Source organism: Lysinibacillus sp. G1-3, from assembly GCF_056322905.1.
Genome location: NZ_JBWHYQ010000006.1, coordinates 134,588 through 146,953 on the forward strand (window position 1 = coordinate 134,588; position 12,366 = coordinate 146,953).

Here is a 12,366-nt window from a genome sequence, read left to right on the forward strand (position 1 = left end):
ACAGAGCTGTTTATGGTAATTATAGTATATGTTGTGGTGGTTATGATTATGGCGATCAATAATGATAGTCAAAATGAACAGATTTGGGCTTTTAAGACTTTAACCGCAAAAAAAATGGATTTTAAGCTTGTTTAAGATGTGTGGCTATTTCTACAAAATTCAGAATAGACAAAGTTAATAGTATGAGAAGATAAAAGAATAGGTATAAAAAACTTTGATTTCAAAGGAGGAAACATTGTGAAGAAACTTGATTCTGAATTCAATTTTCTAGAGGATATGTATGAAGATTCTTACTTTCCATCATTTTTAGTAGATAAACTTAAATCTCATATTGTTAATGTAGTACATTTTATTGAGGAGAACACTTATACAATAGAAGAGATTCAAGAAAAATTAGACGAAATGACTATAGCGATCAATGAGCTACAAAATGAGTTTTATGAAAATGACAGTGAAATAGAAACGTTTGCACGGGATTCAATCGGATTAACAGTAGAAAAGATTTTACAATATTTTGAGATTGATATCGATATTGAAGAAGCACTTAGAGAACGAGATTGGTGAAAAATTTGTATGTGATTCTAACTTCTTCTTTATCAAGGGGTTTTAGAAAGTATTGTTTTTGACATATGATAAGGCTCTATAAGGTTATCATAGTGAGATACTTTTAAGAAAAACGTATGATAAAGAAAGGGTTACCGATTCCTGACCTGCTTGATGTGAAAAAAATGTTTTTGTCAAAGGAGAAAAAATTGATGCAGGAAAGTGAAAAAATTATGAACAATGGTTTGTTACAGTAGGTAAGTCGTCATTAATATTTCCTAGTTCATATACCATCGAACATATACTTCATCCTAATGGTAATTACTATTAGCAAAGGATGTAAAATTATAGAGAAGTCTATTCCGTGGTCTCAGAATCATTCGATATGGTTGGAATGTTTGATGGAACATCTGCATCGTAATTAAATTAATGGATGAGATAACTTAAAAGAGAGGGTTATATGAGTATATACAAAACACAATTTGGAAGAGAAATGTCACTAAAGCTTTATGATGCTCAATTGAGGAAATTGGAATATTCATACAAGGATGTTTACGTTCATACTCGTTTTGGAAGAACACATATCATTGAAACTGGCAATTTATCGGGTGAACCATTGTTAGTATTTCATGGAGGGAATAGTACGACTGCCTATAATTTATTAATGTACAGATTCCTGCTTAAGGATTTTCATATCTATGCGGTTGATATTATTGGCCACCCTGGAAAAAGTGATGAGGTTAACCTCTCTCCTCGCAATTATGATTATGGAAAGTGGGCAAGTGACGTTATAACTGCGCTTGGATTTGATAGAATCGCTTGTTTTGGGACTTCGTTTGGAGGCGGAATTCTGGCAAAACTGATGTGTACAGCACCAGAGAAAGTAAAAAAATCCGTATTAATTGTGCCATCGGGTATTAACAATGCCTTTCCAATCAGTACTGTAAAAATGATGATACCACTACTAAAATATAAACTAACAAAGAACGAAAAATATATAAAAAAAACAGCTTTATTTATGGCTATTAACGAAGAAATTCTTGATAAAGATACTTTGAATATGGTGAAAGATAGTTTTGATCATGTAAAAACAAAAATAGGGATGCCATCCAATGTGAGCGAGCAATTAATGCAACAGTGTAAAGCACCGACGCTTATTATGGCAGCAGAAAAAGATTGTTTATTTCCAGCGGAAAAAGTATTACCAAGAGCCCAAAGAATTATACCAAATAACACTGTTCATATGTTAAAAGGGTGCGGACACATGCATATGATGCCGGAGCGGGAACAGAAAATGATCGTTGATTTTTTTAGTGTTTAGTAACTTTAAAGTCCGAGCATTTCTTCCGAAACCTTCTAATTTGTAGTATCGGCCATTCTTTTTCAAGACAGGCTGGCTAAGAGAAACCTTTAACGAATGATTCAATAGGTGTGAAAAAAAGATGCCATCTAAATATAGAGAAGGTATTAAAGAAAATGCTGATGAACTCTTTACTGAATTAGAAAAGTACGGCAATAATTTGCGTTATTAATGCTATTGATTAATAAAATATAGTAATGCAAATGTTGATATTTAAAAAATTTATTTTTGTGGAGGGTTAAGATGAATTTTACTAATGATAAAGAGAAAATAGCTCCGTTTATTTGGGTGGATCATGATAGGGGCTCTGCGTCGTTATGTTTAGATGTTGGGGAATATAAGCAAGAGATTTTTGATACACGATCGGATGAGGGATTTGAAGGAGGAGGTTATGATTGGGAATCCTTGGCGATTGTCTTTCTTGAAGAAAAAATGCCAGAATTAAAAGGTATTGTCAAGTTTGATTCAGAAGCTAGCATGTTTTGTGCTTATTCCTTCGATAAAGAAGCATTAGAGAAGTTTGCTATTTCATTTAAAAATACATGTGAAGATGAATCGACTATTACGGATTTATTTTCTCGTGCAGAATTGGATTGAGGGTGTTCTTTTCATAATGTTTTCTATTTCTACTAAATAATATACTAAGCTTCTAAGTACATTATTTTGTTCAGAAGAATTTAAAAAAGACGCTGAAAAACATAAATTATAAGGCATTACCTTTGTCCCTTCAAATGAAGCAGATGTGTATAAACTTTAGTATTATAGCAATTATTTTTCAGAAACAGCGACTATCAGTCAATTTGTTTAAAAACATTTGTTTGAGAGAGTAGGAGAGATCAAAAGATGGTGTTTTCTCTTTTTAAGAAAAAGAAAGAGCCGCAGCAATTGAAAAATAGAGTAGAGTTTTGTATTACAAACTTATCACTAGGTGCGGCAGATGCCTATGATGTACTAGTTGAAAGATCTGATATCGAAATTGAAGAATCGGGCTGTACATCACATTGTGAAATTTGTGAACAAGGGATCTTCGCCATCGTCAATGGAGAAGTCGTCACTGCAGGTGATGCAGAGATGTTAGTGAAAGCAATTGATGAAGAAATTATACAAAATCCTCTTTATTGAATGAAAACAGCTTGTTAACATAATTCAACAAGCTGTTTTTTACTTTATAGTGAATAGCGGCTACCCCGTTATTTTTACCAGCCACGTACGTATTGTACTGGAGGTGTAACGTCTTCTCCTAATTCCTTGGCAGCATGAAGTGGCCAATAGGGCTCACGAAGAAGAACACGTGCTAGGAAAATTAAGTCAGCACGATTGTTTTGTAAAATTTCCTCTGCTTGAATGGCAGACGTAATAAGGCCGACCGTTCCAGTTGGAATATCAGCACCATGCTTAATTGCTTCAGCATGAGGCACTTGATAACCTGGAAAAACATTTATATGCGCTTGAACGACACCACCAGTAGAAACATCCACTAAATCAACACTTTGTGATTTCATCCAGCGACTGAAGACGAAAAAGTCATCCATTGTTGTACCATCTTCTGCATAGTCTTCAGCGGAAACACGCACAAGCAAAGGACCTTCCCAAACACTACGAATTGCATCGATGACTTGGCGTAGCAATCGATAACGATTTTCTTGAGAACCACCATACTCGTCATTACGTTTATTCGTTGCTGGTGATAAAAATTCACTAATTAAATAGCCATGTGCACCATGGATTTCGAGAACATCAAAGCCTGCTTTAGCTGCTCGGACAGCTGCTTGTTTAAAAGCTTCTACAACATACTCAATGTTTTCTAATGTCATCTCAGTAGGCGTTTTATAATCATCGCTAAATGCAATGGCTGACGGTGCGAATATTTCGCCATCTACAGTTGCTTTACGTCCCGCGTGACCAAGCTGTATGCCAGTTCTTGCTCCGTACGCCTTCATTCCTTGAACTAATTGACGTAAACCTTCGATATGAGCATCATCCCAAATTCCGAGGTCGTTACTAGATATACGACCTTCTGGTACAACACCTGTAGCTTCGACGATAATTAAACCAACTTGACCAGCAGCCCGCGTTGCATAATGTACTTGATGGAATGGTGTTACAAGCCCATCATTCTGTGCTGAGTACATACACATCGGTGCCATCACAACACGATTTTTTAATGAGATATTTTGTAATTGATAAGGTTCGAATAATTTAGCCAAAATAAAGCCCCCTAATCCCTAGTGATATACTTTATTTTGCACCCATTATTTACTATTTGCAAGTAAACGGGATCGAGCTTCTGCTTCTTTAATACATGCTTCTATCGCTTCATTAAAGTGATATTGTTCAAGAGCCTTTATTCCAGCTTCTGTTGTACCGCCAGGACTTGTTACTTTACGGCGTAATACATCAGGCTCATCGACCGATTGCTTTAGCATTTCTGCAGTACCAGCAAGCGTTTGCGTCATTAATAGTCGTACTGTATCTTTTGGGAGACCGACCTTTGTACCTACCCGTTCAAATGCCTCCATTAAATAATAAATATAAGCTGGGCCACTCCCTGAAAGAGCCGTTACAGCATGTAATTGATCCTCATTCACCTCAATTACTGAACCAACCGCCTCTAATAGCTGTAAGAAAGTGGAGCGCTGTTCTTCAGTCACTTTGTCATTAAATGCAATCCCACTTGCAGACATCCCAATAGTAGCGGAAGTGTTAGGCATAACGCGTGCGACTGGACGAGCACCTAAATGTTCTATAATAGTCGCAATAGCGATACCGGCTAAAATAGAGAGAATGGCTGATTGCTCTGTAATTTTAGGTTTTAACTCACGCATCGCTGCAATGGCATCTTTAGGCTTCATCGCTAAAATGATTAAATCAGCGTTCTGATAAATAGCATCATCAAAATTGCAATTTATACCATATGTGTCGTGTAAAAAATGTAAACGGTCTTTGTCTGAACGATTGGTGACGTAAATTTCTTGCGCTGTAAATACTTTTTGTTTAATCCAGCCCTGAATCAATGCTTCTGCCATAGAGCCTGCACCTATAAATAGTATTTTTTTCATAATAAAACCTCCAGTTTAAAGTCATTTTCGCCTTGGCGTAATTGTAGCTGTAGCTTTGCTTTCGTTACCAAGCATTCTTAATGAAGATAAAAAAGCGCTCCCGTCCTTATTAAGAAGGACGAAAACGCTGTAGTTTCCGCGGTACCACCTTTGTTTGCCAATTGGCACAACTCATAGCCCTTTTATCGCAAGGGAGACGGTTATGTTTTCATAACTGCTCAGAAGTAGGTTCGGTAATGGGAGTGGTGATGTTACTTTCAGCGAATGTAACACTCTCTAAGACACCTTCACCAATTACGTACTTGGCTTCATCAACGCATAAAAATAATTAGATTATTCAAAATTATATTGCTAAGACGTCAACCTGTCAACAGAAGGGTGACGAAAAGAAAAAAAACTTGTAAAATAGAATGAACCGTTGTTCACTAGTTGCATAAAGGGGGAAACAGCTTTTGTCTACATACAAAATAGAAATACCAACACCCTATGATGTAGGAGATGTAAATGCATTTGTTGTAAAAGGTGATGCATTGACAATTTTTGATGTTGGTCCAAAAACAATGGAAGCCTATGACGCGCTAAAATGGGGGATTCGCGCAGCGGGCTTTGACATGCAAGATATTGAACAGGTTGTGTTAACCCATCATCATCCAGATCATGCAGGTTGGGTGGATGCCTTTCCAAATGCAGAAATTTTAGGGCATGCCTATAATGATAAATGGCTTCGTCATGACGAGGATTTTTTACGTTACCATGTGCAATTTTACAGTGAACGCTTATTTGAACACGGTGTTCCTCAACAATATATCCAGCCGAGTGTACATGTCCGCCGTGAAATAGAGCTTGTAGGTGAACGACCATTAACACAAATTCTTAACGATGGGGATGAAGTGCCAGGACATCCTGGATTAAAGACTATTGAAACATTAGGACACGCACAAAGTCACTTAATCTTCTGGGATGAAAAAACGCACCATGTAATTGGTGGAGATTTATTGCTTGAAAAAATAACACCAAATCCGTTAATTGAGCCACCACTAGACCGTACATTAGGACGTACGAAATCGTTACTACAATATAATGAATCGCTAGAAATATTACGACGATTACCCGTTAAAACAATGTATACAGGACATGGTGCAGAGTTGCACAATATTCCTGATTTAATTGATAAACGATTAGAACGTCAGCATCAGCAAGCTTTGAAGGTTTGCGAATTATTTGGTGATGAATCATTAACTGCTGTACAAGTAACGAAGCGCTTATACCCAGCAGTTTTTCAACGACAGCTTGGACTGACACTGTCTAAAACGCTCGGATATTTAGATTACTTAGAGGCCAACAATTTGATTACATCTACAAAATCTGAAGAAGGTATTTATTTATTTCATAGAAAGTAGGTGTAAACATGAGCGTGAATAAAAAGACGATCTTCGTGACCGGTGCAACAAGTGGTGTTGGACTGAAAATAACAGAATTATTAGTAGCACAAGGCCATTCCGTTTATGCGACAGGGCGCAATACAGTGGCATTGAAAGCATTAGAACGCGTTGGGGCAAACGTGATCCAAGCTGATTTAACTGATTTAGCTACTATCGACGAAGTATGTGCACAGCTACCGCCTCTCGATGTAGCTATTTTATCTGCCGGGGTAGGTAAATTCGGTATTGCACCTGAATTAACAGATGAAGCTATTAGACAAATGGTAGAGCTAAATGTCAGTGTACCGATATATTTAGCAAAACGTCTTGCAGCGCCTATGATACAACGTCAGCAAGGTCAACTCATCTTCATCGGCTCACAGGCAGGAAAGGTAGCGACACCTAAGGCAAGTGTTTATGCTGCTACCAAGCATGCGATTGTTGGCTTTACAAATGGGCTTCGCATGGAACTAGCTCCGTATAATGTGAAAGTCACAGCGATACATCCAGGTCCAATCGATACACCTTTTTTAGACAAGGCGAGTGATGAAAGTGGCTATCGAGAGTCTTTAGGGAGATTTTTATTAACAGCTGAAGAAGTGGCACAAGCTACGATAAAAACAATCGAGCGCCCTGTTCGTGAGGTTAATTTACCACGGATCATGGGGTTAACAAGCAAGCTATATGCAATGGCACCTGCAACCGTCGAATTTTTAGGTAAATCATTTTTTAATAAAAAGTAAGTAATTAACTGTAGGCATACTCAAGTGAAAAATTGAGTGTGTTTACAGTTTTTTGTTTATATTCCCTTTTTATTGACAAAATAATTTATATTGATTAACATTTAAGTTAACTAAAATATTAAGGCTGGTAAAGATGACTAATATAAAGCAAATTGTTGATGACATTAATCAATATACTTATGAAATGAATGTAAAATTAGCGAAGGCTCAAGAAGCTCTATTTAAAGATGATTTATCGATGAAACAAACGATTGTAATCGATTTTGTACATAAGCATAAAAAGTGTACAATGGGCGAAATCGCTCACTTCATGGAAATCTCCCCGAGTGCTGTGAGTCAAATAGTAGCGAGACTTGAAAAAGAAAACTACGTAAAACGCGATATTAATCCTAACAATCGTCGGGAAGTGGTTGTCATGTTAGCTGAAAACGGAGAGGCGTACTATCATCGTGATGAGCAAATTAATGAACTCATTATTGATAAAATTTATAGCAAAATGCCTTTGGAAGATTTAGAACAATTGCGTTGCTTAATCCAGCGCCTAAATCAAATTGTTGAGGAGGAAATTTCAAATGGATTGGAATAAAGTGAAAGAACAGCTTAACGATACGTTTAATGGTACTGTGCTACTCGCACAAGATGAGACGGTTTTATTACAAGGTGCCTATGGTGAAGCCTCGATTCAAACACACGCACCTATGGAACTCCATCAACGTTTTAACTTAGCTTCTGTATCAAAGCCAATTACAGCATTGGGAATTTTACTTTTAGTACAAGAAAAGAAATTAACATTTGATGATGATATTAACCAATGGTTCGAGCATTTACCTTACATAAATATAACTGTACGCCACTTACTACATCATACATCAGGTTTGCCTGATTATATGGCATTGTTTTCAAATTGGGATGAAACTACATTTGCTACAAATGAAGACGTGCTGCAGCTATTAATTCAACATGCGCCACCTCGACTTTTTGAAGCAGGAGAACGAATGGAGTACAGCAATACCGGTTATGTCTTATTAGCTCTTTTAATCGAGCGTGTGACCAATAAAACTTATACTGAATATATGGAAGAAGCTATTTTTAAACCGCTAAAGATGATGAACACAACTGTAACATCAACTACTTTTACTGAACAATATAGGTATGAAATTGCACAGGGCTATGTGTTTGATGTGTATGCTGGACAATATGTGGACCCTTCGGAATTTGAGGAAACGAAAGGTACTACTTGTTTGAATTATATTACTGGCGATGGCGGGATCTATTCAACGGTAGAGGACTTATGGAAATTAGGGTGTGCTGTTATTCAGTCAAAACTTTGGGCAGAAGCTTTACTTGTGCAAGCCTTTACGCCCTCAACTCTTACAGCGGAACAACCTTTTTCTTACGGGATGGGGTGGATTATTTCCGAGGATGAACAACTTGGGAAATGTATATGGCATAATGGCGGTTGGCCAGGGTATGCAACTACATTTAAAATTTACCCGCAGTCTAAGACAATCTTTGTGTTTTTACGCAGTAAAGAGCAAGAATTAGATTATGAAATAGCGATCGGTGAAGCAATTGAAAAAGCAATAACGACACATGAGTTCCATTTGCCGAAAAAGCCTGAGCAATATAAAGCTGTGCTTTTACCAGTCAACGTTTTACAGGGCTATGTAGGGAAATACCAACTTCAAGAACATCCTGAACATGCAGTGGAAATAGCGTTACAAGAGGATAATCGTTTATACATTATCCTACCAGCTACAATGCCACTTGAGCTACATGCGATAATAGAAGATGAATTTTTCTTACGTGGTATCGGCGTTCTAGTAACGATAAAGCAAGACATTTTAACAGTTATCAATGAAGGTCAAAAAACGATCGCTAGAAAAATAAACGACCACGTGCTTAAAGTGGAATAACATATTTTTGTTTACAAAGAAGATAGTTTAAAATTTCTTCCTAATCATTTGTAGGTTAAAGGTGGAGTAAAAAATCAACCTTTGCTTATTTATACACATAAATTAATATGTACCTTTTTGTTGTCATGAGAACTCATTTTACACAGTGGGTTCTTTTTTAATAACGTTTAAAAGCAAAGAATATAGAGACATGTAAGAATATACATGCTATGTGAAGCTGTTGATTGGAGTGGAGGATGGGTGACTCCTCGGGGAACAGCGTCACAGATGAGACCCTGGAGCGAGCACCGCGAGTGAAGCGGCTCATCGGACGCCCCCAGGAAAGCGCCCAGCCGGAACGGAAATCAACCCCTCGTTTTGCCGAATACCATTTACCTATCCCGAAATTTATACTATATACATTCATGTTGCGAGTAAAAAATCGTTTTTCCGAGTAAAAATATACATGGTTTGTACAAGCACTTAAAGTATTGGAATGACACACTTTTTACAATAAACACAAAAGTCTATTAATTTATAAAAATACACTTGTTTTTATTTTTATAACATGATACTATTCGTGTATAAACTTTTAGTTGAGTGTATAAACATACATATCTTATAGATTAATTGGAGGCGCATTTTTTATGGCAAATAAAAAAGTAGTATTAGCATATTCAGGAGGTCTTGATACATCTGTAGCAATTCCTTGGTTAAAAGAACAAGGTTGGGACGTTATTGCAGTGTGTCTTGACGTTGGTGAAGGTAAGGATCTTGAATTCGTAAAAAACAAAGCTCTTCAAGTAGGAGCAATTGAATCATATATGGTAGATGCGAAAGATGAGTTTGCGGAAGAATATGCATTAATCTCATTACAAGCTCATACTTGGTACGAACAAAAATATCCATTAGTATCGGCGCTTTCTCGTCCATTAATTTCAAAAAAATTAGTAGAAATTGCGAATCAAGTAGGTGCGGACGCAGTAGCTCATGGTTGCACAGGTAAAGGGAATGACCAAGTTCGTTTCGAAGTTTCCATCAAAGCGTTAAATCCTGACTTGGAAGTTTTAGCACCTGTACGTGAGTGGGGCTGGAGCCGTGATGAGGAAATCGAATATGCCATGAAACATAATGTACCGATTCCTGCAACATTAGATTCACCATTCTCTATCGACCAAAACTTATGGGGCCGTGCAAATGAAGCGGGCGTAATGGAAGATCCATGGGTATCTCCACCTGAAGAAGCATACGGTTTAACAGTTTCTGTTGAAAACGCTCCAGATGAAGCGGAATACGTTGAACTTGAATTCGTTGCTGGTAAGCCAGTAGCTTTAAACGGTAAGGAAATGAAGCTTGCTGATTTAATTCAAGAGCTAAATGCAGTAGCTGGTGCACATGGTGTTGGTCGTATCGATCACGTAGAAAACCGATTAGTTGGTATTAAATCTCGTGAAGTATATGAAATTCCAGGAGCAAAAGTGCTATTAACAGCTCATAAAGAGCTTGAAGACTTAACACTTGTAAAAGAGTTAGCGCACTTTAAGCCAGTCATTGAGAAAAAATTATCGGAATTAATTTATGATGGTTTATGGTTCTCTCCATTACGTGTAGCACTGGAATCATTCCTAGCTGAATCACAAAAATTTGTGAACGGAACTGTGCGCGTGAAGCTTTATAAAGGTCATGCGATCGTGGAAGGACGTAAATCCCCAAATTCACTATATAGTGAAAAACTTGCAACATACTCTAAAGAAGACCAATTCAACCATGCTTCAGCAGTGGGCTTCATCGAACTATGGGGTCTGCCAACAGTGGTTAACTCTTCTGTAAATAAATAAAAATTAATTTTGACAAGCAAGGTGTAGTATAGACTTATGCTGTACTGCACCTTTTCAAAAAGAAATGAAGGAAAAGGTGAGCTGTTATGACAAAACTTTGGGGCGGACGTTTCCAAAAATCAGCAGAAGCATGGGTGGACGAGTTCGGCGCATCGATTGGCTTTGACCAACAGCTTGTTCTAGAAGACCTTGAAGGTAGCGTTGCGCATGTTACGATGCTTGGTGCAACAGGAATTTTATCAGCAGCTGACGTAGAGACAATTCTCGATGGACTTGCACAATTACAAGAGAAAGCTATCGCAAGGGAGCTTGAATTTACTGTTGCTAATGAGGATATTCACTTAAACCTAGAAAAAATGCTCATTGATTTAATTGGTCCTGTCGGCGGTAAACTTCACACTGGTCGTAGCCGAAATGACCAAGTAGCAACAGATATGCATATTTTCTTGAAAAAACGTGTGAAGGAAGCAATCGGTTTAATAGAGACATTCCAAAAGACATTGCTAGAAAAGGCAGAGGAGCATGTGGAAACTATTGCTCCAGGCTATACACATTTACAACGTGCACAACCAATCTCATTTGCGCATCACTTAATGGCCTATTTCTGGATGTTAGAGCGTGATAAACAACGTTTTATGGAGTCACTTAAACGTATCGATATTCTGCCTTTAGGTGCAGGTGCCATGGCGGGCACAACTTTCCCAATCGACCGCTTAAAATCCGCTGAGCTTTTAGGCTTTAGCGAGGTATATGCAAATTCTATGGATGCAGTGAGTGATCGTGACTTTATCGTTGAGTTTTTAAGCAACTCATCTTTATTAATGGCGCATTTATCTCGTTTTGCAGAGGAAATTATTTTGTGGTCGACAGATGAATTCAAATTTATTGAATTAGATGATGCCTTCTCAACAGGATCTTCTATTATGCCACAAAAGAAAAATCCTGATATGGCGGAGTTAATTCGTGGGAAAACAGGGCGTGTTTACGGGAACTTAATGGGCTTATTAACAGTTCTTAAAGGAACGCCGTTAACATACAACAAAGATATGCAGGAAGATAAAGAAGGTATGTTCGATACAGTCCACACAATTCTTGGTTCATTAAAAATCTTTGAAGGTATGATTCGCACGATGACTGTCAATACAGAGCGTTTGCACCAGGCAGTACACTCTGACTTCTCTAATGCTACGGAGCTTGCAGATTATTTAGCAACAAAAGGTATGCCTTTCCGTGAAGCACATGAAGTGACAGGAAAGCTTGTATTCACATGTATTCAAAAGGGCATCTACTTATTAGATTTACCTCTTGAAGACATGAAAAAAGAAAGTGAACTTATCGAAGCGGATATTTACGATGTATTAGCACCTGAAGCTGCCGTTCGTCGTCGTCATTCATTAGGTGGTACAGGATTTGATCAAGTAATCATCCAAATCGAAAAGGCAAAAGCTTGTCTAATTTAACAATTATTTTAGCGTGCATGTCCTTGTGACTTTTGCATAGATATTCA

12 protein-coding genes are annotated in these 12,366 nt (G+C 37.5%); 10 read left to right on the forward strand and 2 right to left on the reverse strand.

Going from position 1 to position 12,366, the window contains the following annotated elements; translation table 11 throughout:
• Positions 1 to 237: 237 nt before the first annotated feature.
• The 4 genes from ACVYAD_RS07885 (at position 238) to ACVYAD_RS07900 (ending at position 3,025) form a co-directional block, all read left to right on the forward strand.
• The gene (locus ACVYAD_RS07885) at positions 238 to 564 is read left to right on the forward strand and encodes a DUF5713 family protein (protein WP_349661450.1); all 327 of its coding nucleotides are present in this window, start codon (positions 238 to 240) and stop codon (positions 562 to 564) included.
• Between the two features lie 439 nt (positions 565 to 1,003).
• A complete protein-coding gene (locus tag ACVYAD_RS07890; protein ID WP_476425671.1) occupies positions 1,004 to 1,864 on the forward strand; it encodes an alpha/beta fold hydrolase in 861 nt (286 codons plus the stop codon).
• Between the two features lie 282 nt (positions 1,865 to 2,146).
• A complete protein-coding gene (locus ACVYAD_RS07895) occupies positions 2,147 to 2,500 on the forward strand; it encodes an immunity 51 family protein (RefSeq protein ID WP_476425673.1) in 354 nt (117 codons plus the stop codon).
• A 246-nt stretch (positions 2,501 to 2,746) separates the two neighbouring features.
• Positions 2,747 to 3,025: a YuzB family protein gene (locus ACVYAD_RS07900; protein WP_476425675.1), complete on the forward strand. Its 279-nt coding sequence runs from the start codon at positions 2,747 to 2,749 to the stop codon at positions 3,023 to 3,025.
• Positions 3,026 to 3,099: 74 nt separating this feature from the next.
• On the opposite strand, the gene namA is transcribed toward ACVYAD_RS07900, so the two are convergent.
• Entirely contained in the window at positions 3,100 to 4,110 is a 1,011-nt protein-coding gene (gene namA, locus ACVYAD_RS07905; protein ID WP_476425677.1) for an NADPH dehydrogenase NamA, read from the reverse strand.
• A gap of 45 nt (positions 4,111 to 4,155) precedes the next feature.
• On the reverse strand, positions 4,156 to 4,962 hold the full coding sequence (proC, locus tag ACVYAD_RS07910; protein WP_476425679.1) for a pyrroline-5-carboxylate reductase: 807 nt from the start codon (positions 4,960 to 4,962) through the stop codon (positions 4,156 to 4,158).
• A gap of 452 nt (positions 4,963 to 5,414) precedes the next feature.
• Between proC and ACVYAD_RS07915 the strand changes: the two genes are divergently transcribed.
• The 6 genes from ACVYAD_RS07915 to argH all read left to right on the forward strand — a co-directional run bounded on the left by ACVYAD_RS07915 (position 5,415) and on the right by argH (position 12,319).
• On the forward strand, positions 5,415 to 6,362 hold the full coding sequence (locus ACVYAD_RS07915) for an MBL fold metallo-hydrolase (protein WP_476425681.1): 948 nt from the start codon (positions 5,415 to 5,417) through the stop codon (positions 6,360 to 6,362).
• 8 nt (positions 6,363 to 6,370) lie between these two features.
• Positions 6,371 to 7,126 (forward strand): SDR family NAD(P)-dependent oxidoreductase, encoded by a 756-nt coding sequence (locus ACVYAD_RS07920; RefSeq protein WP_476425683.1) that lies wholly within the window; start codon positions 6,371 to 6,373, stop codon positions 7,124 to 7,126.
• A 133-nt stretch (positions 7,127 to 7,259) separates the two neighbouring features.
• Positions 7,260 to 7,712 (forward strand): MarR family winged helix-turn-helix transcriptional regulator, encoded by a 453-nt coding sequence (locus ACVYAD_RS07925; protein ID WP_476425684.1) that lies wholly within the window; start codon positions 7,260 to 7,262, stop codon positions 7,710 to 7,712.
• Positions 7,699 to 9,042, forward strand: coding sequence for a serine hydrolase domain-containing protein (locus ACVYAD_RS07930; protein WP_476425685.1), 1,344 nt, complete (start codon positions 7,699 to 7,701; stop codon positions 9,040 to 9,042). The genes ACVYAD_RS07925 and ACVYAD_RS07930 overlap by 14 nt, the downstream gene beginning before the upstream one ends.
• 626 nt (positions 9,043 to 9,668) lie before the next feature.
• Positions 9,669 to 10,859: an argininosuccinate synthase gene (locus ACVYAD_RS07935; RefSeq protein WP_079562025.1), complete on the forward strand. Its 1,191-nt coding sequence runs from the start codon at positions 9,669 to 9,671 to the stop codon at positions 10,857 to 10,859.
• A gap of 86 nt (positions 10,860 to 10,945) precedes the next feature.
• Positions 10,946 to 12,319: an argininosuccinate lyase gene (gene argH / locus ACVYAD_RS07940; protein WP_476425687.1), complete on the forward strand. Its 1,374-nt coding sequence runs from the start codon at positions 10,946 to 10,948 to the stop codon at positions 12,317 to 12,319.
• Positions 12,320 to 12,366 lie beyond the last annotated feature (47 nt).